The sequence below is a fragment of the Novosphingobium fuchskuhlense genome (assembly GCF_001519075.1).
Taxonomy (GTDB): domain Bacteria; phylum Pseudomonadota; class Alphaproteobacteria; order Sphingomonadales; family Sphingomonadaceae; genus Novosphingobium; species Novosphingobium fuchskuhlense.
This window is the reverse complement of sequence record NZ_KQ954246.1, coordinates 198,214-218,007: the sequence shown is the minus strand read 5'-3', so window position 1 is coordinate 218,007 and position 19,794 is coordinate 198,214. Positions and strand designations below refer to the sequence as shown.

Here is a 19,794-nt window from a genome sequence, read left to right as displayed (position 1 = left end):
ATACGAAAGGGTCATTGTCCGGTGCGACTGCCCCGACCTAGGAGCGAGGCGGGGGCAGCAACCTTTCGCCGGACAGGAATGGCCGGCCAGCCGATGGGATTTGTCACGATGGTCCTGCCTGATCGCGCCGCCCCCCGCCGACGAGCCCTGCCTCTGGCTGGGTCTCGCCCCGGCCTTTTGCTGGCGATGGCCCTCCTCCCGCTGCCGGCCCTCGCGGTGCCGCCCGTGCAGGACGCAGACGAGACCCCTGACCTTCCTTCCTCCACCACCCCGCCTGCCCAAGCCCAGCCCGCCGAAGCGCAGGCGCCCGCTACCGATCAGGCCGAACCGGACGGCGACATCGTGGTGGTCGCCACACGCGTGCGCGGCGAGGTAGACACCATATCGCCGCCGATCATCTCCCTCGGCGAGGCGGATATCGCCGCATATGGCGCTGGATCGCTGCAGGCGTTGCTCACCGCTCTGGCACCGCAGACAGGCACCGGACGCGGTCGCGGCGACGGCGCGCCCTCCGTGCTCCTCAACGGCCTGCGCATCGCCAGTTTCCGCGAGATCCGCTCGATCCCGCCCGAGGCGATCCGCCGCGTCGATGTGCTGCCAGAGGAAGTCGCGCTGAAATACGGCTTCCGGCCGGATCAGCGCGTGGTCAACTTCATCCTCAAGGACAAGTTCCGCAGCTTCGGCAGCGAAACCGAGTTCAAGGTACCCGGCGCAGGGGGCTTCAACGATCTCAGCGAGGAAATGACCCTCACCCGGATCGAGAAGGCGAGCCGGCTCAACCTCACCGGCACGCTCGAGCGCCGCACCCCGCTGACAGAGGCCGAGCGCGGCATCATCCAGCCTGTGGCGAGCGGGGCCGCCCGTGTCTCCACCGATCCGAAACAGGGCGATTTCCGCACGCTGCTTGCCGATGCGCGCAGCGCCGTGCTCAACGGCACCTGGGCACGGTCGCTCGGCACCGGCGCGTCGGTCACGCTGAACGGCCTCGTCCAGCGCAACGACAACCGCAGCCTCAACGGGCTCAACAGCGTCGTGCTAACCGCCCCCGATGGCAGCCTGATCCAGCGCAGCACGCTGCTGCCTGCCCCGCTGGCCAGCCGCACCGTGGCCGATACCGTATCCGCCGGGGCGACGCTCAATCTTCCCGTCGGCGCATGGCAACTGGCTTGGACGGCGGACGGCAGCCACGTCGCCACCACCACCACGATCGATGCGCGGGCAGACCTTTCCGGGCTGCAGACCCTGGTGAACCAGGGCACGCTGCTTGCCTCGGGCGCGTTGCCGGCCGAGGCGATTCTCCCGGCGCCGCAGGGCATCGCGCGCAGCAAATCGGATACCGCGACCACGCTCGCCACCGTCACCGGCACGCCGCTGCGCCTGCCGGGCGGTCAGGCCGCGCTGACCCTCAAGGCCGGGTTTGCCTATGCCGGCCTGCGCTCTGCGGATTCGCGCCAGCTCGCCGCGCCCGCCAATCTCCGGCGCGGCGATGCGCAGGCCGGTCTCAGCCTCGACCTTCCCATCACCAGCCGCCGCGAAAACTTCGGCGGCACGCTTGGCGACATTGCGCTCAACGTGAATGCCGAGGCGCATACGCTGTCGGATTTCGGCAGCCTGACCGCCTGGGGCGCGGGGATCACCTGGGGCGTCACGCCCCGGCTGACCTTCGCCGCCAACTATATCTCAGGCGAGAAGGCGCCCGGCCTTGCCGATCTCGGCGCGCCGGTCACCGTCACCACCGGCGTCGCGCTCTATGATTTCACGCGCGGGGAAAGTGTGCTGGCCACCGTCATCACCGGAGGCAACCCCGCGCTGAAAAAGGAACGCCAGCGCGACATCAAGCTCTCAGCCAACTGGGACCTGCCCATCGGCAAGGAGTCCGCGCTCTTGCTCGAATATTTCCGCAACCGCTCGCTTGATACGACGAACGCCTTTCCGCTGCTCACCCCCGATGTCGAGGCGGCCTTCCCGGGCCGGGTCACCCGCGATGCGACGGGCCGCATCGTGAGCGTGGACCAGCGCGCGGTGACCTTCGCCGAAACCACCGGTTCGCGCCTGCGCGCCAGCCTCAATTTCGGCGGCCCCTTCGGCAAGCCCGATCCGAACGCGAGGCGCAGCGCCTTTGCGGGGATGCGCCGGCCTGGCGGTGGCGGCGGTCCCGGCACCAGCGGCGGAACTGCCGGTGCCCGCACCGGAGGCGGCGGTAGTGGCGGGGGCGGCGGACGCGGCCCCGGTGCGGACGGGCGCGGCCACTGGAACCTCAGCCTGGCCTATACGCAGGAACTCGACGAGACGGCACGGATCGTGGCGGGCGGGCGCGTGCTTGATCTGCTGAACGGCGATGCGCTTTCGGGCACCGGCATCGCCAGGCGCAGCGCCACGCTCGAAGGCGGCGGCTTCTATCGCGGGTTCGGGCTGCGCGTGTCCGGCACTTACGCCAGCGGAACACGTGTCGACGGTTCAGGCGTGCCGGGTACGAGCCGCCTCGATTTCGGCGATCTCGCCACCTTCAATCTGCGCGGCTTCATCGATCTTGGCCGTATGCCGGGGCTTGTCAGCCGCGCGCCGTTCCTCAAGGGCACACGTGTCGCGCTCGGCGTCAACAACCTGTTCGACGCGGTTCAGCGTGTCACCGACCAGACCGGCGAAACACCGCTGCGCTACCAGCGCGGCTATCTCAATCCGGAGGGCCGCGTGTTCTCCATCGAGTTGCGCAAGCAGTTCTGAAGCTCAGGTCTGGCGCTGCAGCCGAGGCGGCCCCTGCACGAATTGCCGCGCGTTGCTGCGCGCAAGGTCGGCCTCGTGATCGACATAGGCATCCGCGAAGTGGCGCAGGTTTACCACATCGTGCAGCGGCAACACATCCTCGAACTGGATGCCGAAGCGCGCGCTTTGCGACCAGACCACCGTGCCGAACGCGTCGAGTCCTTGTATCCTGAGCACCAGGTTCGCCCCGGGCGTGGGCATGCGCCCGGCCATCGTCACCCGCGCGCCGGTCTGCGAAAGATCGTCGAGCAGGCAGTTTGCCGTACCCTGCAGCAACTCCACTTGCGCCGGAACGTAGAGCCGCACGCGCGGCATGGCCCTACGCCCGGTGATCCGAGGCATCGGGACGATCGGCTGGGGTGTGGGCGTACTCATGATACGCCCGTGTCTGCGCGCGGACCTCTTAAACGACCCTCCCGTCGCGCCTAGCAGCTTTCCCTTATGGGCCGGTCGCGGTGCGGGGATATCTGCGCCGCGCCCCTCCCCAAGCCTGCGCCGAGCGACTATCTGAAGCCCGGCCATGGCGCGCAGCAAGCCCCCTTCTCCATCCGAAACACACTCCGGCCCGCACGTGCCTGAGCCCCTGCTGCCGCAGGCCTCCGAGCGCTTCAACGAAGACAAGGCCACCTATACCGTCCGCGGCTCAGACCAGCCCGATATCGAGCGCGGAGTGGCCGCGATCCGCGAAGTCGTCGCCACGCTGAAGCCGAAGCCGGGCGTCTACCGCATGCACGATGCGCGCGGCGATGTGCTCTATGTCGGCAAGGCGCGCGCGCTGAAGAACCGCGTCGCGAACTACACGCAGGTGGATCGCCTTCCCCAGCGCCTCAAGCGCATGGTCAGCCAGACGCGTTCGATGACCATCGTGACGACCAATTCGGAAGCCGAGGCGCTCCTCCTCGAAGCGCAGCTGATCAAGCGCTATCGCCCGCCCTACAACGTGCTGCTGCGCGACGACAAATCGTTCCCGTTCATCCTGCTGCGCGCCGATCACGCTTTCCCGCGCATCCAGAAGCACCGCGGCGCGCGCCGGGCCAAGGGCAATTACTACGGCCCCTTCGCCAGCGCCGGCTCGGTCAACACCACGATCAACGCGCTGCAAAAGCTGTTCCTGCTGCGCAGCTGCAACGATGGCTACATGGCGCGGCGCGATCGCCCGTGTCTGCTCTATCAGATCAAGCGCTGCTCGGCCCCGTGCGTCGACCGTATCAGCGAGGCGGACTACGCCGAGCTTGTCCGGCAGGCGAAGGACTTCCTCGGCGGCAAATCGGGCGCGGTGCAGAAGGAGATCGAGGCGCAGATGACCGAGGCCGCCGAAGCGCTCGACTACGAGCGCGCGGCCATGCTGCGCGACCGCCTGCGCGCGGCGACCTTCATTCAGGGCAGCCAGGCCGTGAATGCCGAAGGCGTCGGCAATGCGGACGTCTTCGCCATGGCAAACAAGGGCGGGCAGATCGGTATCCAGGCCTTCTTCATCCGCGGCGGTCAGAACTGGGGCCACCGCGCCTTCTTCCCCGGCCATACCGAGGGGCTGGAGGAGCACGAGGTCATGACCAGCTTCCTCGCCCAGTTCTACGAGGAAGTCCCGCCGCCACGCCTGATCCTCGTCGACCGCGAGTTGCCGGAAGCGGACCTTCTCGCCGAAGCCCTGCATGGCGCGGCGGGCGGCAAGGTCGAGATATCGGTCCCCCAGCGCGGCGACCGCCGCCGCCTGATGGAACAGGCCCAGCGCAACGCGGTCGAGGCGCTCGAGCGGCGCATGGCCGAAAGCGGCACCAAGGCGCGCACCTGGCGCGAGATGGCCGAATTCCTCGAACTCGGCGAATCCCCGAACCGGGTCGAAGTCTACGACAACTCCCACGTGCAGGGCGCCCACGCGCTCGGCGCCATGATCGTCGCGGGGCCGGAGGGCTTCCTCACCGGCCAGTACCGCAAGTGGAACATCAAGACAGCGCAGACCAACGACGATTTCGGCATGATGCGCGAGGTGTTCCAGCGCCGCTTCGCCAAAGTGCAGGACGACGACCCCGACCGCGAGGCGGGCATGTGGCCCGATCTTGTGCTGATCGACGGCGGCAAGGGACAACTGTCCGCCGCGCGCGAGACGCTGGAGGCCATGGGCATCGAGGACGTCACCCTGATCGGCATCGCCAAGGGCCCGCACCACGGGCGCGAAGGGCGCGAGGTCTTCCATTTCATGGACGGGCGCGAGAAGATGCTCCCGGTCAATTCGCCCGTGCTTTTTCACCTCCAGCGCCTGCGCGACGAGGTGCACCGCTTCGCCATCGGCGCGCACCGCGCCAAGCGCAGCCGCGCGATCACCGCCAGCCCGCTCGACGAAGTCCCCGGCATCGGCCCGGCGCGCAAGCGCGCGCTGCTGCTCCACTTCGGCACTGCCAGCAGAGTCCGCGCCGCCAGTCTGGAAGACCTCCAGCGCGCACCCGGGGTCAGCGCCGCCGTCGCCCAGGCGGTCTACGATTTCTACCATCCGGGCGCCTGAAACCGGCTTCTTACCGACCCTATAGGGAGAGCTACGCAGCCTCCGCTTGAAATGATCTCCACCACGCGCGGGGCATACCCTGTGGCACGGTCGCATTGCCTTCAGAGCGGCCGTTGATCCAATCTCGACGGGAGCTGCGGCGTGACGCGAAACCGAGTTCTGAAAGGCCTGCTGGCGAGCGCGGGTCTCGTGCTCGCCGCCCCGCCCGTGCTGGCGCAGGACGCCGCGCCCGATGCCGAGCGCTTGCGCTCAGCTGCCCAGGCCGCCAACGCCGCCGCAACGGCCGCCGCCGAAGCCGCGAAGGCTGCCGCCCCCTCCGCAGCTGCCATCTCCACCGCCGCGCCGCCGCCGACCATCGCCCAGCTCACCCCGCCGCCCGCCGCCACCGCACCGCCGGCACTCACGTTTGCCGCTGCGCGCCCTGAACCGGCGCAGGATCTTCTGGGCAACCCCGATGGCATGCCCGTTGCAAGCGCCAGCCTGCTCGCAAGGCTCTCGGCCGACCCCGCGCCTGCCAACCCTGCTGCATCCACCGCCACCGCGGCGCCCGCTGCCCCGCTTGCGCCCACGGCTACGCCGGTCTTCCGCCCAGCCGAAGCCGCTCCACCGCCTGCGCCCATCGCCACGCCAACGGTGCTCGCCGCGCTCGGCGCCGCGCCGGTCGCGCTGCCCTCCGCTGCCGCACTGGAAGCTGCCATCGCCGCCCAGACCACGCCGATCCCGCCCCCCCGCGCCGAAACGCCGGCAGCCCCGGTCTCCGCAGCTGCGCCTGCCCCTCGCGCCGAGTACGCCAGCTTTGCGCCCCGCCGTAGCCGCCGCTCAGCCAACGCGGCGGGCAATGCCCGCTTCATGCGCGCGGTTGTCTCGACTGCTGCTGTCTCGATCGAGATGCCCGACGTCGGCCGTCAGGTCTCGCCGCTCGGCCTCCTGCTCGGCCAGCTCGTCACATCGCAGGAAACCCCCGGAAGCCAGTATGGGCTGCAGGAGGAAATGGCGATGCCCACCCGCCCGCGCCTGATGGCCATGCCCGAAGTCGCCATTCCGCAGAGCTTCTGCTCGGCCGAACAGCGCGGCGCCTTCATGGAAGGCGTCTACCAGCCCGCGCTCGCCATCGCGCAGCACAACAGCGAAGTCGCCGCCGCCTACGTGCGGCGCCTGCGCACGCTCTATGACAACTATCAGCTGAGCGGCGACACCCGCGCGCAAGGCGCGATCGCTGCCGAAGCCCGCGATTTCGCGCGTACCGCCAATGCGGCCGGTTCGATCCAGGACGAGATCTCGGGCCAGTTCGAAGACATCATGACCACCCCCGTCAGCACTTGCGGAGCAAGCCAGTGAAGCCTTTCCTCCCCCGCACCGCCGCCGTCTTCGCTCTCGGCAGTCTCCTGTTCGCGGCCCCCGCGCAGGCCGCCTGCATCGACAGTCAAACCGCGACCGCCGCGCGCATCCACCAGTTCGAGACAATGATGATGGTCGTCTCGCTGCGCTGCAGCCGCATCGGCTACGACATGCGCGGCACGTACGAGACCATGGTTGTCGCCCACCAGGCCCCGTTCGGCCAGGCCGCCACGCGGCTGCGCCACTACCTTGGCGGCGACGGGATCGATCCGCACAGCGGAGGGTTCGATCGTTATGCCACGATCCTCGGCAATACCTATGGCGGCGGCGCAACGACGCTCGCCACCTGCCAGACGCTCGATCAGGTTGCCGGCGAACTCGCCAAGGTGCCCGATGTTCGCCTCCTCGCCCAGGTTGCCGAAACGCTGATCGCGCGCCCCAAGCTCGACGAGATGGCCTGCGCCGCGGAGCATTGAGCTCTCGTAAAAAACACGGTGAGTTTCAGGTTAACCGCATGCCTTTGGCGCTCGTCCACCAATCACCGGGCAAGGAACGCGGCAAGGGAGACCAGACTGTAGGAAAGGGCGCGTCGTCGCACGGTACAGCCTGCCGCCGCCTGTCACATGGGGAGCACATGATGCGCATGCAACGCTTTGGTACCGCCGCCCGGCCCGCCCTGATCGCCGCGCTCTTCGTGTGCGCCGCGGCCCCCGCCGCGCTGCAGGCCCAGATCGCCATACAGTCTCCGCCCGCGCCCGCCGCACCGGTGGCCGCCGCGCCCAACGGCGTCGGCTCGGCCTTCGAGCTGACCTTCTGGCAGTCGGTCACCGGCAGCGAGGACGTTGGCAGCTACGAAGCCTATCTCGCCCGCTATCCCGATGGCACCTTCAGCGGCCTTGCCCGCGCGCGCATTGCCGCGATCCAGCGCGCGACGGCGGTGCAGCCGGCGGTGGCCGCCCCGGTACCCGCAATCCAGCAGGCCATCACTCCGCCCGCCCCGACCCCGGCTGTGCTGACGATGCCGCAGGCTACCGCACCGCTCGCACCCACGCCGGCCGTCTCCACTGCACCCGCCATGACGGCACCCGTCCCTGCCCCAGCCAGCATTGCCACCACGTCCGCCGCCCCTGTCCCGGCAAGTGCCGCCACAAACACTGCCGACACACCGCTGACCCGCCTGCTGGCGCAACTGCGCAGCCCGGATGACGGCACGTCCCAGCCCGCCGCCGGTGCGGCAAGCGCACCTCTGATCACGCCCGCACCGCCGGTGCAGCCGTTGCCCGCGGCAGCCCCCGGTCTTTCCGCGCCGGCAACGCTGCAGCCGGTCAGCGCCCCGGCAGCCGTGCCTGCACCCGCAACTGCACCCGGGCCCATTGTTCCTGCTGCCGCTCCGGTCGCCAGCTATTCCTCTGCCCGCCCGCTGCTTCTGCCGGTGCCCAATGTCGTGTTGCCAAGCTATTTCTGCAGCATCGATGCGCGCAACGAATTCCACAATTCGGCCTATCGTCCGGCCGTGGAAATCGCGACGCGCAACAACGAAGCCGCCGTGGCCTATCTGCGCCAACTCCAACAGACCTATGACCGTGGTCAGCTTGGCCGGGATACCGCCGTGCTCAACGCCATCGCGGCAGAAGCGCGCGCCTATCAGGCAGAGGCCGCCCGCGCCTATGCTGTTCAGACCGCGCTCGTGCACCAGTTCGATGCGCTCATGGCCGTCCCGCTGCGCACCTGCGTCGCCCTGGCACAATAGCGGGTGCAGAGGCGTCTTATTCGGTTCCCTGAGTAGAGAATCAGAATTGCCAAAATGGCACCGATTTTCGCACAGAGCCTCGTTTTGGAGTCCTGAAACCGTCCCCAAGCCGTCCGAAAAGCGCTTAAAACGCGTGCGCAACGTGGCAAATTGCCTCGTGAAAGCGACATATTTCCAACACTATCGCCGATTCGCGGGACTTTCGTCACTGTCTACTTCGAATCGGTACCATACTGTGTTAGTCGCTCTGCAATCAGGGCAAGAACATCGGCCGTCACAACAACGGGCGATGTGGGGAATCAGAGTGGCGGACAAGGCAATCGGGGGATTGTATAATCAGGCACGCTTGCCTGCATCGGCACGTTGGCTTGCCGGTGCTGCGGCAAGCGTATTGCTGGTAACGGTGCAGGCCCATGGGCAGGCTGCGGCTCCGGGCGCACCCGTGTCTACATCCCAAATCGAAAGTCAGTTCTGGGCCTCGGTCGACAATTCCGGCGATCCTGCCCAGTACGAAGTCTATCTCGCCAAGTATCCCAACGGCTTCTTCGCCGATCTGGCGCGGCTCAAGATCAGCAAGCTGCGCTCCGCCGCGCCTGCCTCGCCGCCAGCGCCAGCGCCTGCGCCTGCACCCGCACAGCCACCCGCCCCGCCGACAGGTTCTCAGACATTTACCCCGACCGCTGCGTCGGTTGTCACGCCGCCAGTCGCCACGCCGCCGGCTCCCGGCGGCATGTCTGGTTCCGCGGCAGACATGCCCGAACCTGGCCTGCCCCCCGTGGTGGAGAAACCGACCGATCCTGCCGACCAGCCTGCCTTCGTCACTCCTGCCCCGAAAGCAGAGGGTGAGGACGGTTCGAAACTCAAGAACATCCTGGACAAGATCAAGGGCCCGGCGAAGCCGCAGGGCACCGAGAGCACCCTGCCCCCGGCGCAGACCTCAACCCAGGTGTCGCAGCCGGTAACGCAGTCGGGCCCGCCTCAGGGAATGGTACCCCAGCCGCAGCAGCAGATGGCGAACGGGTATGGCGCGGCCCAATACCCGGCCCCACAACAATACCCCGCACCGCAACAATATCCGCCGCCGCAACAGTATCCGGCGCAGACCATGCAGCCGTCCGCTCCGCCGCCGGCACCGCCGGTGATGCAGCAGCAACCACCGCAGCAAGCGCCATCCTATGGCAGCACGAGCGGCGACCCGGGCAATCAGCGCCCGATCGCGGTTGGCGTACTGCCGGCCGATTTCGCCCTGCCGCCGCGCCCGATCCTGGTTCCGGTTCCGCAGATCAACTTCCCCGCCAGCTTCTGCTCGGCGGATGCGCGCAACGCCTTCCACAACAACGTCTATCGCCCGGCGGTAGAGGCAGCCACGCGCAACAACGATCTTGCCGGCGCGTATCTGCGCGAATTGCAGTCGATCTATGATCGCTACAATCTCAGCGGCACGGTGGAGCCGCAGAATGCGGTGGCGGCGGAATCGCGCGCCTACAAGCAGATCTCGGATCAGGCCTTCTTCACGCAATCGGCGCTCGTCAACGCGTTCAAGGCGCTGATGGTTGTGCCGATCATTCCCTGCGACGCGCCGCGATGAGCACGCTCGGCGCCACGCTCGCGAAGCAGGGGCGCGCCGCGGCGCTCGGCATGGCTGCCTTTGCGTTCGTCTTCACATCATCGAAAGCGCAGGCTGCCGAATGTCCGGATGCATCAACGGTCAGCGCGGCGCGATTGATCGAATTCAAGACCATGCTGATGGTCGTAGGGCTGCGTTGCAAGTCGGTCGGCGTGATGATGGCCGATCACAACGACGAGATGGCCAACCTGCGCAGCACGATGTTCGAGGAAGCGAACCGCCGGTTGCGGCGCTACATTGCCGAAAGCGACCGGATCACACCGGTTGCTGTAGCGCCTGCCCCGCCGGTTGAGCCCGAGCCCGAAGCGGCCCCGCCGCCGCCCAGGGCAAGAGCGGTTGCCGGCCCGCGCGGCAAAGCGGGCGGCCGCATGGCCTCCAAGGGGCGCGGCAGGGTTGTGGCTAGGGGCGGTGCTGCCAGAGGCGGTGCTGCCAGAGGCGGTGCTGCCAGAGGCGGCGCTGCGAGAGGCGGTCTTGCCAAGGGTCCGGCGCGGCCGCCTGCCGCTGGCCCGGCAAAGGCGCGCGCAGGCCTTGCCAAAGCAGCGCCTGCCGCCGCGAAGCCCGCTCCCCGGTCCAAGCGCGAGGATCCTTACGAGATGTACCTCACGCGGGTCGGCACGCTCTACGGCATGGGCGACAACAGCCTCGGCACCTGCCGCAACTTCGACGAGCTGGTGGTGTATCTCTCCGATCCCACCACGCCCAACCGCGCGCTCACGGATGCGGCGGAACGCATCGTGCCCACCACCGTCCTCGAAAAGCAGCGCAACTGCGTGGCACGGCCCTAGGGCTTGCCCCGGGTCAGGGCGCGGGCGGAGTGCCTTGCCGACGGCATTCGGACGTCAGGCCTCGCTCTTGCGCGTCAGCGGGCGGATCAGCCCTTCCTGCGCCACATTGGCCACCAGCCGGCCCTCACGCGTGAAGATCCGTCCACGGTTGAACCCGCGCGCACGGCCCGCCCACGGGCTGTCACACACATAGAGCAGCCATTCGTCGGCGCGGAAATCGTCGTGAAACCAGATCGCGTGATCCAGGCTCGCGCCCATCATGTTGCCCTTTGACCAGCTGATCTCGTGCGGCAGCGTCGCAGTGCCGAGCAAGGTCATGTCGCTGGCATAGGCGAGCACCGCGCGGTGCAGCTTGGGATCGTCGGGCAGCGGCGCCACCGCGCGCATCCAGGTGTGGGAGAGCGGCTCACGCGGAGGGCCGCCCATCCAGTGGCGGGATTCGACCGGTCGCAGCTCGATGGGGCGCGGGGTGAGCATCTGCTGGCGCAGCCGCTCGGGCACCTTGTCGGCATATTCGGCGCGCAATTCGGCTTCGCTGCGCAGGCTCTCGGGCTCGGGCACCGCCGGCATCGCTTCGGCATGTTCCACGCCCGGCTCGCGCTTGTGGAACGAGGCGACCATGGTCAGGATCGGCCGTGTCGCGCCATCCTGGCCCGGCTGGCTTGCCACCACGCGCCGGTTGGCAAAGCTCCCGCCATCGAGATCGCGCATCACCTCGAAATCGATGCCGAACGCCTCGTCTCCGCCGCGCAGGAAATAGGCATGGAGCGAATGGACCGGCCGATCCCCGGGCACGGTGCGCTCGGCGCTGGCCAGCGCCTGCCCGATCACCTGCCCGCCGAACACGCGGCCCACCCCGCCCGGCTTGCGCGCACCGGCAAAGTGGTCGCCGCCGCCATCGGCCACATCGAGCAGACGCAACAGGCCATCGACCAGCGCGGCGGGATCGGCGTTTTCAGGAGCATCGGTCATGGCCAAGGCGCATTGCCCACCTTGACGTTTGCGTCAACGCAAAGCTGACCTCACCCGGCCCCCGGCAGCCGCCGCAGCACCCGCCAGCCCGCTGCCTTCAGGCGATTGTCCACCGGCCAGCGCCCCGGCGCGCGCGGGCGCAGCCCCATGCGCCGGAGCACCGCGTTGAACGCCCGCGCATCCGCTTCGGCAAAGCTCCATTCCGAACGCCACGTGATCGAAAGCGAGATCGCGCTCGAGGGTCCATTGCGCACATAGTGCGGCGCCATCACCGGCACATAGAGCGCCTCGCCCGGTCGCAGCTTCCATTCGGTGCCACCCCGCGCCATGTCCTCGCGCCAGAACAGCTCGCGCCCGCCGCCAGTGTGATAGGTCTCATGCGTTTCGTCGGGCGCGTAGCGGGGGTCACCTTGCGGAAACAGCGTCATCGTCTTCACGCCCGCCAGATGCAGCAGGATGTTGTGCTCGGGATCGAAGTGATACGGCGTCACCCCGCCCGGGCTGGTGATGAAGACAAAGCCTTGGGGCCGCAGCATCGCGCCGGTCCTGGCCTCGATCGCCGGACGCAATTCCTCCAGCAGGGCTTGGAGCAGTTCGCGGTAGGTCGGTACTTGCTCGATGTTCTTGAGCGCTGCCCAGCTGCCGGTCTCGCCAATCCGCCGGATCGTCTCGCCGATGCCAAGCCCGTTGGACGGCGGCACAACGCCATTGAGCCCTACCGGCAGATCGGCGCGGTTGTATTCGCGCGATCCCTCCGGCAGCGCCTCAGCCAGCGCCGCCAACGCATCGAGCGTCAGCAGCGGATGACCGCGCAGGCCATGCGTCAACCGGTGCGGGACTTCGGGATAGGCCGCAGCAAACGCGGTCCGGGCCTCCCGTTCGAAGACAGTGTCACTCATGTCAGACCCTGCGGATTGCGGGAAAGTTCAAAGGCGGCAATGCGGCCAAACAGCGCCCGCCGCGCCGCGCCGCCGATGGCGATGGAATAGCGTCCGATGACGCGCCGCTCGCGCCACAGCGAATCGATCATGGGATGGTCGGGCGCCGCGCAACTGTCGGCCCAGCGCACCCCCGCCCGTTCCAGCAGCGCCAGGTTTTCAAGCTGCAGCAGCACCCCCGGCGAGAAACGCGCAAAATGCTCGTCGAACGCGGTCTTGTAGGAAAACGCCCCTGGCGGGCTGATCAGCGTCGCCAGCATGGCAATCGGCTGGCCATCAAGCTCGAGGCTCAGCCGCTCGAGACAGCCTCGCTCCGCCGCAGCCGTCATGCTCGTTCGAAACAGCCCCGCCGTCTCGCCCGCACAGGCCAGCGCGCTGCCTGCGCTGCCCTTCCAGCCTCGCGCCTCGAGTGCGAGGAACTGTTCGATCCAGCCGGCGATCTCTTCGCTGTCCTGCCGGCGCACGAAGGCGAGCGCGCCCTGTTCGGCCAGCCGCGCCTGCTGGCGGCGCAATTCCTTGCGCTTCTTGCCCGGCAACGCGTGTTCGAGATAGGCCGCCGGCCCCAGCGGCGAGGCGAGCATTGCGCGCTCCTCACGGTGGACCAGCACGACCCGCCGGCGCTGCCGCGCCCCGACCGCAAGCAGAGCATCGGTCAGCGCCGCGTCCAGCGGCAGTGCTGCGGCATGGAGAAACAGCGCGGCACTCGCATGGCGGTCGGCCCAGTCGAGCAGGGCTTCCCAGAAGGTCTCTTCGTATCCCGCCGCCACCAGCGGCGCACCGAGGAAGGCGTTGGCGTGAAGCCAGACCGCCAGATGCGGCAGCGGGTGCTTGCCATAGCGCCCCGCGCGCTGCAGCGGCGCCAGCCCGGCGGCTTCTTCCCCGCTGCGCAGCGCGGCGATTTGCAGACGACCGCGCGGATCGAACCGGGCCAGCCCCGGCAGCAGGTACCAGCTTTCGAAAAAGGGATTGGGGGTCCCCGCCCGCGCCGCCAGCGCATCCCACGCCGCGCGCGCATCCGGCGAATCCCATGCGCGCCAAGGCAGCACGGCGAAGCTGGCACCAGCCTCGCCTGCGCCGGGAAGGTCCGTCTTCCCCGGGCGGATGGTAAAGGATTCGTCGTTCAAGATCGGGTCTCCAGCCGGCAGAGCTAGCAGGAGCGACCCAACATGCGGTTAACACCTAGGCATATTACGCCTTCCGGCGCACGGGCTCAGGCGGGCGCTGTCCCGCCCCGCGCATTGCGCCACCTGCCGATGGCCAGCGGGATGAAGCCCAGCGCCAGCCCGCCGATCCCAACCGTGAGCACCACCGGACTGAAGGTCGGAATGCTCCATGCCGCCACAAAGGCCATGAAGATGCCGCCGATGAAGGGGAACACCGTCTGCGTCATCGCCGCGCGCCTGTCCGTCTTCAAGAGCCCGCGGAAATGCCACGCGCAGGCGAACCCCGTCAGCCCCATGTAAAAGCAGATCTGCAGGCCGATCGCCGCGATCGAGGCCTGCAGGATCGCGGCGACCGAGGGCATGTAGGACGAGGAAAACAGCAGCACCATGCCAAAGCCCCAGATCACCAGCGTCGCGGCCCACGGCGTCTGCCACTCGGCATGGACCGCAGCATAGCGCGGGTGCAGCACCCCTGCGCGCGACATCGAGAACATGCTGCGGCTGAACTGCAGGATCTGCGTCTCCAACGCGCCCACCGTGCTCAGCATCGTCGCCAGCACGATCAGATAGCTCCACGGCGCGGGGAATATCTTGGCCGATATCGCATAGAGCACATTGGTGCTCGACGCCTCGATCTCCTGACCCGAAAGCGCGATCAGGATCACCATCATCAGCACCACGAAAAAGACGATGAGGTTGATCATCGCCCAGAACGCCCCGCTCGATGCATCGGCGGGCTCGGTCTCCTCGCCAAGGTTCATCGTGACGTCCCAGCCCCAGTAGAGAAACACCGAGACCATCGCCCCATCCGCGAACGACTTGAAACTGAACGCGGCCGGCGAAATCCACACCAGCGAAACCGGGTGCGCCGGCTTTCCGGCGAACACATAGACCGCCGCTGCCATCACCGCGAAAATGATCACCGCCTCGGCAATCGTCACGATCACCTGCGCGTAGCTCGCGTGGCGGATGCCGCGCAGCACGATGGCGGTCACCGCGGTCAGCCACACGGCGGCAATCCCCGTTACCAGCGGGGTATTGTCCAGTTGGCCGGGCGCAACCAGCAGCAGGGTCGCCGTCGCCGCGGGCAGCGTGGCGGAGACCATGAACACCACCGAGGCGACCATCAGCCCCCACCCGGCGAAGAACCCCCAGGTGGGGCCGAACACCTTGCCCACCCAGGCAAAGGCCGCGCCGGCGTCGGGCATCACCCGGTTGAGGCTGGCGAAGGCAAACATCAGCCCCAACATCAGCAGCCCGCTGTAGAGCAGACTGCCGACCGAAAGCGTGCCGATCGCGGCGTAGATCGTGCCGGTCGTCACCGCGATGGAGAAGGCGGGCGAAGTGCCGGCAATGCCCATGATGGTCGATTCCACTGCCGAAAGTGCGCCTTTCGCCAGGCTCTGGCCGCCCGCATCGCTCATGCCATGAATTCCCCCGCGCTAGACTGCCTCACGCACACTATCCGCTCGCCCCGAGCCCGTCGAAGGGCCTCGCACAGCACCCGCAGCGCCGCCCAAGGCCTCGCTGCGGATGAGCGTGCTGCCGATATGCGCGATCCCGTCGCGGATATCGGCCTCGATCGCGATCCTCAGCGCCATGGTGTCGCGCCGCCGCAGCGCCGCCAGCGCCTCGCTGTGCCGATCCACCGTGTAATGGCCCGAAATGGTGCGCATCGCGCGGCGCAGGAAAGGCCCCACCTGCAGCCACAGCGATTCGATCAGCGGCAGGAAGGCCGATTGCCCCGCTGCTCCGTAAAGCGCGGAATGAAAAGCATAATTAGCACCAATCCAGCGATCGTAATCGCCCGCCGAGACGGCTGCGTTGATCGCTGCATCGTCCGCCTCCAGCCGCGCGATCAGGGTGTCCGTCACATAAGGCATGGCCCGCGCCGCCGCTTCGGCTTCCAGCACGACGCGCGCGGCGATCAGGTCCTCGAACCGCTCGATCGTCATCGGCGGGATGCGCACGCGCCGGTTGTCCATCAGCTCCAGCGCGCGCTCGGCCACCAGCTGGCGCAGCGCCTCGCGCACCGGCTGCGCACTGACACCCAGCTCCGCCGCGAGGCCCCGTATCGTCAACGCCTGCCCCGGCTCGATCCGCCCGAGCAGGATGGCCTCGCGCAGCCGCATCAGCACCTGCTGGTGCAGCGTGCGCGCGTCTTCCTCCGCCAGTGGACCTGTTGCCGTCATGCCGCCATGTGATCACATTTTTGCGCGCAGGCCAAGCGTGATTGACACCCCCCGCCCCGCTCCATACCACCTTTGGCCAGTGCTCTTCGAGGACCCTGCCGACCGATGACTGCCCCGCAATCCATGATCGCCGATCCGGCAGAAGCGCGCGATTTCCTCGCCGCCAATCCGGAGATCGCCTTCATCGAAGTGATCTTCACCGCGCTCTCCGGCGTCCCGCGCGGCAAGCGCGTCCGGCGCAGTGAACTCATGGCGATCTACGAAAGCGGCCGCCTCTTCCCCAGCTCGATGCTGGTCGCGGACATTACGGGGCAGGACTGCGAAGACACCGGCCTCGTCTGGGGCAACGGCGATCCGGACTACATGCTGCGCCCCGTCCCCGGCACGCTCGTCAAGGCGCCGTGGCTGGGCGATGATGTCGCGCAAGTGATCACATCGATGTACTATGCCGACGGCACGCCCTGCGAACTCGATCCGCGCCACGTCCTCGCCCGCGTGGTGGAACGCTTCAAGCCGCTGGGCCTCATCCCGGTCGTCGCCTGCGAGATCGAATACTATCTCGTCGATCCAGTCCGCGGCCCCAAGGGCGAAGTCCACCTCGCCCGCTCGCCGCATTCCGGCGCGCAGCCCCACCTCATCGACGTCTTCAGCCTGACGGACGTTCAGGATTTCGCCCCCTTCTTCAAGGAGCTGTGGCGGCAGGCCGACGTGCAGGGCATCCCGCTCGAAGCCGTCATTTCCGAATACGCAGCTGGCCAGGTCGAACTCACCCTCCACCACCGCCCCGACGCGCTGCGCGCCGGAGACGAAGCGCAGATGTACAAGCGCCTCGCCAAGGGTGTGGCCCAAACCCAGGGCATGACCGCCACTTTCATGGCCAAGCCCTTCATCCATTCCGCGGGCAGCTCGATGCACCTCCACTTCAGCATGGCGGACGCTGCGGGCAAGAACATCTTCGCGAGCGAAGACCCCGAAGGCACCGGGCAGATGCGCCATGCCATCGGGGGCCTCCGCGAAACGCAGTCCCAGGCCTTCGGCATCTTCGCGCCCAATGCCAATTCCTACCGCCGCTTTCGCGCCAATTCCTACGCGCCCACCGCGCCGATCTGGGGCGTCAACAACCGCTCGGTCTCCTTGCGCGTTCCCGCCGGCCCGCCCGCCTCGCGCCATGTCGAGCACCGCTTTGCCGGGGCCGACGCCAACCCCTACCTCGCGCTCGCCGCGATGCTCGCGGGCGTCCACCACGGCATGGTGAACCGGATCGATCCCGGGCCCGCCGTTGTCGGCGATGGCTACAAGGCGGCGGCGGACAGCCCCTATCAGGTTCCCGGCAACTGGTACGCCGCCATCGACGCGCTCCACGCCTCCACGCTCATGCGCGATTACCTCGGCGATACCTTCGTCGAGATGTACTGCGCGGTGAAGCGCACCGAACAGGACCGCTTCTTCAGCGAGGTCACCGCGCTCGACTATGACTGGTACCTCCGCAACGCCTGACTCTGGGCCTGACGAGGCCCTGCTCCAGCGCCGCGACCGCGCTTTCGGGCGCGGCGCCAAGCTGTTCTACGATGAACCGCTGCACCTCGTGCGCGGCGAAGGGGCCAGCCTCTTCGGCGCGGATGGCCGCCGCTATGTCGACATGTACAACAACGTCGCCTCCGTCGGCCACGCGCATCCGCGCATTGTCGAGGCGATGGCGCGCCAGCAGGCCACGCTCAACACCCACAGCCGCTACCTCAGCGAACCCGCGATTGCGCTTGCCGAACGCCTCACCGCACTCCAGCGCCTGACGGAAAGCGCGGTGTTCTCCTGCTCCGGCACCGAAGCCATCGAAATCGCCCTGCGCATGGCCCGCATGGCCACCGGCGCGCGAGGGATCGTCTGCACAGACCACACCTACCACGGCAACAACCTGGTCGTCGGTGCGCTGACGAACCTCCCCGCCGGCGATACCCGCCACCCCGATATCCGCTCGATCCCCTTCCCCGAAACCCTGCGCCCCGTCGCGCCTGGCCTCGACGAAGAAACCCTGGCAGATGCCTATGTCGCGCGCCTCAAGGCTGCAATCGAAGACCTCAAGGCCAGCGGCCATGGCTTCGCCGCGCTCATTCTCTGCCCGATCCTAGCCAACGAGGGACTGCCCGATATCCCCGCCACCTTCATGGCCAAGGCCGCCGCGCTGGTCCGCGCCGAGGGCGGCCTGATCATCGCCGACGAAGTGCAGGCGGGCTATGGCCGCACCGGCACTTGGTGGGGCTACGACGAAGTGGGCCTAACGCCGGACATCGTCGTCACCGGCAAGCCGATGGGCGCCGGCCTGCCGCTCGCCGCCACTTGTGCCAAGCGCGACGTCGTCGAGGAGTTCCGCGCCGAAACCCGCTATTTCAACACCTTCGCCGCCAGCCAGCTGCAAGGCGCTGTTGGCCTTGCTGTGCTCGATGTGATCGAAGAGGAGGGCCTTGTTGAGCACGCCCGCGTCCTCGGCGCCGAATTGAAGGCCGCGCTGCGCCAGCGCCTCAGCCATGCCTCCGGCCTGATCGACGTACGCGGCAAGGGCCTGTTCCTCACCGCCGAATTCGTCACCCCCGAAGGCGAACCAGACGCGCCCCGCGCCTTCGCGCTCGTCTGCGCGCTGCGCCGCGAAGGCTTCCTCACTTCGGTCGACGGCGCCTTCAACAACTGCGTCAAGATCCGCCCCCCGCTCGTCCTCCCGCGCGAAGATGCGCTCGCCTTCCTTGATGCCTTCGACCGCGTTTGCGCACATGCCTGATATCGCGGCCTACCTCCCCGCCGCCCGCGCCGCGCTCCGCCAGTTCGGCCTCCCCGAAACCGAACCCCACCCCATCGGCAAGAGCGAGAACGTCGTCTTCCGCGCCGATGCGCCGGACGGCACCATATGGGCCCTGCGCCTCCACCGCCCCGGCTACCACGCACTCCCGGCGCTGGAGTCCGATCGCGAACTCACCGCCCATCTTGCCGCAAACGGCCTCCTCGTTCCCACCGGCCGCCGCACCGCCTCTGGCGCTTGGTACACCGAAGTCCAGACACCCGATCCCGAAGGCACCCGCCTTGCCGGGATGACCCTCTGGCACCCCGGCCAGACGCTTGAAAGCCTCATCGGCAGGGCCCGCGGGCCCGACACCTGGCACTGGTTCGAACGCACCGGCGCGCTCCTCGCTGATCTGCACACCATCACCGCCAGCTGGACTGCCCCCCATGGCTTCACCCGCCACCGCCTCGATGCAGACGGCTTCGTCGGCGATGCCCCTTTCTGGGGCCGCTTCTGGGATCTGCCTTGCCTCACCGCCGAGGAGCGCCAGATCCTCACCGATGCGCGCACCCTTGTCACCAGCCGCCTCGCAAAGCTGGCTGATCCGCTCATTCTCATCCACGCCGACGCCCACCCCGCCAACGTGCTCGTCAGCGGAGAGCACTTGGGCCTCATCGATTTCGACGACTGCGCCTGGGGCTGGCCAGCGTTCGACATGGCCGTCAGCCTGTGGAGCGCCTCCAGCGAACCCTGCTTCCCGGAGTTGCGCGACCGCTTCCTCGCGGGCTACGCCGCCCGCCGCGCGCTTCCGCCCGGCGCTCTGAAACAGCTTGATCTGTTCCTGCTCACGCGCACGATCATGCTGATTGGCTGGTTCGCCGAACGCCCTGAATTGGTCGGCCCGGAGTCCGCATGGAAGCCCGGCCTGATCGCTAAGGCATTGAAGGGAATCGCAAACCTGAATCGCACCTCAAGCTGACTTGAGATTCAGGATTC

16 protein-coding genes are annotated in these 19,794 nt (G+C 68.0%); 10 read left to right on the top strand and 6 right to left on the bottom strand.

Annotated elements, in window-relative coordinates:
* Positions 1–108: 108 nt before the first annotated feature.
* Positions 109–2,724, top strand: coding sequence for a porin family protein (locus tag AQZ52_RS14965; RefSeq protein ID WP_240481686.1), 2,616 nt, complete (start codon positions 109–111; stop codon positions 2,722–2,724).
* Between the two features lie 3 nt (positions 2,725–2,727).
* On the opposite strand, the gene AQZ52_RS18230 is transcribed toward AQZ52_RS14965, so the two are convergent.
* Positions 2,728–3,138 carry a PilZ domain-containing protein gene (locus AQZ52_RS18230; RefSeq protein ID WP_169793756.1) on the bottom strand — a complete coding sequence of 137 codons (411 nt, stop codon included), beginning with the start codon at positions 3,136–3,138 and terminating at the stop codon, positions 2,728–2,730.
* Positions 3,139–3,283: 145 nt separating this feature from the next.
* Between AQZ52_RS18230 and uvrC the strand changes: the two genes are divergently transcribed.
* The 6 genes from uvrC to AQZ52_RS14930 all read left to right on the top strand — a co-directional run bounded on the left by uvrC (position 3,284) and on the right by AQZ52_RS14930 (position 10,763).
* Entirely contained in the window at positions 3,284–5,263 is a 1,980-nt protein-coding gene (gene uvrC, locus AQZ52_RS14955; protein WP_082698093.1) for an excinuclease ABC subunit UvrC, read from the top strand.
* Positions 5,264–5,404: 141 nt separating this feature from the next.
* Positions 5,405–6,601: a hypothetical protein gene (locus AQZ52_RS14950; RefSeq protein WP_156424978.1), complete on the top strand. Its 1,197-nt coding sequence runs from the start codon at positions 5,405–5,407 to the stop codon at positions 6,599–6,601.
* The gene (locus AQZ52_RS14945; protein WP_067912716.1) at positions 6,598–7,077 is read left to right on the top strand and encodes a hypothetical protein; all 480 of its coding nucleotides are present in this window, start codon (positions 6,598–6,600) and stop codon (positions 7,075–7,077) included. Before AQZ52_RS14950 ends, AQZ52_RS14945 begins: the two co-directional genes overlap by 4 nt.
* A gap of 158 nt (positions 7,078–7,235) precedes the next feature.
* Positions 7,236–8,351 carry a hypothetical protein gene (locus AQZ52_RS18615; protein ID WP_067912713.1) on the top strand — a complete coding sequence of 372 codons (1,116 nt, stop codon included), beginning with the start codon at positions 7,236–7,238 and terminating at the stop codon, positions 8,349–8,351.
* Between the two features lie 442 nt (positions 8,352–8,793).
* A complete protein-coding gene (locus AQZ52_RS14935) occupies positions 8,794–9,939 on the top strand; it encodes a hypothetical protein (RefSeq protein WP_156424977.1) in 1,146 nt (381 codons plus the stop codon).
* Positions 9,936–10,763, top strand: a complete 828-nt coding sequence (locus AQZ52_RS14930; RefSeq protein ID WP_067912707.1) for a hypothetical protein — start codon at positions 9,936–9,938, stop codon at positions 10,761–10,763. The genes AQZ52_RS14935 and AQZ52_RS14930 overlap by 4 nt, the downstream gene beginning before the upstream one ends.
* Before the next feature lie 54 nt (positions 10,764–10,817).
* On the opposite strand, the gene AQZ52_RS14925 is transcribed toward AQZ52_RS14930, so the two are convergent.
* From AQZ52_RS14925 to AQZ52_RS14905, 5 genes are all read right to left on the bottom strand, one after another.
* Entirely contained in the window at positions 10,818–11,735 is a 918-nt protein-coding gene (locus AQZ52_RS14925) for an acyl-CoA thioesterase (RefSeq protein WP_156424976.1), read from the bottom strand.
* 50 nt (positions 11,736–11,785) lie between these two features.
* Positions 11,786–12,634 carry a cupin domain-containing protein gene (locus AQZ52_RS14920; RefSeq protein WP_067912701.1) on the bottom strand — a complete coding sequence of 283 codons (849 nt, stop codon included), beginning with the start codon at positions 12,632–12,634 and terminating at the stop codon, positions 11,786–11,788.
* Positions 12,631–13,797, bottom strand: coding sequence for a GNAT family N-acetyltransferase (locus tag AQZ52_RS14915; RefSeq protein ID WP_240481684.1), 1,167 nt, complete (start codon positions 13,795–13,797; stop codon positions 12,631–12,633). Before AQZ52_RS14915 ends, AQZ52_RS14920 begins: the two co-directional genes overlap by 4 nt.
* A gap of 86 nt (positions 13,798–13,883) precedes the next feature.
* Complete coding sequence (locus tag AQZ52_RS14910; RefSeq protein WP_067912697.1) at positions 13,884–15,260, bottom strand: APC family permease; 1,377 nt, start codon at positions 15,258–15,260, stop codon at positions 13,884–13,886.
* Between the two features lie 18 nt (positions 15,261–15,278).
* A complete protein-coding gene (locus tag AQZ52_RS14905) occupies positions 15,279–16,028 on the bottom strand; it encodes a GntR family transcriptional regulator (protein ID WP_067912694.1) in 750 nt (249 codons plus the stop codon).
* A 105-nt stretch (positions 16,029–16,133) separates the two neighbouring features.
* On the opposite strand from AQZ52_RS14905, the gene AQZ52_RS14900 reads away from it, so the two are divergent.
* Genes AQZ52_RS14900 through AQZ52_RS14890 form a run of 3 tightly spaced genes read left to right on the top strand, consistent with a single transcriptional unit; the run spans position 16,134 to position 19,777 of the window.
* Positions 16,134–17,525, top strand: coding sequence for a glutamine synthetase family protein (locus AQZ52_RS14900; protein WP_067912691.1), 1,392 nt, complete (start codon positions 16,134–16,136; stop codon positions 17,523–17,525).
* Positions 17,500–18,798 carry an aspartate aminotransferase family protein gene (locus AQZ52_RS14895; protein ID WP_067912688.1) on the top strand — a complete coding sequence of 433 codons (1,299 nt, stop codon included), beginning with the start codon at positions 17,500–17,502 and terminating at the stop codon, positions 18,796–18,798. The genes AQZ52_RS14900 and AQZ52_RS14895 overlap by 26 nt, the downstream gene beginning before the upstream one ends.
* Positions 18,791–19,777: a phosphotransferase enzyme family protein gene (locus tag AQZ52_RS14890; protein WP_169793755.1), complete on the top strand. Its 987-nt coding sequence runs from the start codon at positions 18,791–18,793 to the stop codon at positions 19,775–19,777. The genes AQZ52_RS14895 and AQZ52_RS14890 overlap by 8 nt, the downstream gene beginning before the upstream one ends.
* The last annotated feature ends 17 nt before the right edge of the window (positions 19,778–19,794 follow it).

Coding starts and splice junctions, on each gene's coding strand:
- AQZ52_RS14890 (WP_169793755.1), top strand. CDS start 18,791: ATGCCTGATATCGCGGCCTACCTCCCCGCCGCCCGCGCCGCGCTCCGC.
- AQZ52_RS14900 (WP_067912691.1), top strand. CDS start 16,134: ATGACTGCCCCGCAATCCATGATCGCCGATCCGGCAGAAGCGCGCGAT.
- AQZ52_RS14965 (WP_240481686.1), top strand. CDS start 109: ATGGTCCTGCCTGATCGCGCCGCCCCCCGCCGACGAGCCCTGCCTCTG.
- AQZ52_RS14910 (WP_067912697.1), bottom strand. CDS start 15,260: ATGAGCGATGCGGGCGGCCAGAGCCTGGCGAAAGGCGCACTTTCGGCA.
- AQZ52_RS14905 (WP_067912694.1), bottom strand. CDS start 16,028: ATGACGGCAACAGGTCCACTGGCGGAGGAAGACGCGCGCACGCTGCAC.
- AQZ52_RS18230 (WP_169793756.1), bottom strand. CDS start 3,138: ATGAGTACGCCCACACCCCAGCCGATCGTCCCGATGCCTCGGATCACC.
- AQZ52_RS14920 (WP_067912701.1), bottom strand. CDS start 12,634: ATGAGTGACACTGTCTTCGAACGGGAGGCCCGGACCGCGTTTGCTGCG.
- AQZ52_RS18615 (WP_067912713.1), top strand. CDS start 7,236: ATGATGCGCATGCAACGCTTTGGTACCGCCGCCCGGCCCGCCCTGATC.
- AQZ52_RS14930 (WP_067912707.1), top strand. CDS start 9,936: ATGAGCACGCTCGGCGCCACGCTCGCGAAGCAGGGGCGCGCCGCGGCG.
- AQZ52_RS14895 (WP_067912688.1), top strand. CDS start 17,500: ATGACTGGTACCTCCGCAACGCCTGACTCTGGGCCTGACGAGGCCCTG.
- uvrC (WP_082698093.1), top strand. CDS start 3,284: ATGGCGCGCAGCAAGCCCCCTTCTCCATCCGAAACACACTCCGGCCCG.
- AQZ52_RS14925 (WP_156424976.1), bottom strand. CDS start 11,735: ATGACCGATGCTCCTGAAAACGCCGATCCCGCCGCGCTGGTCGATGGC.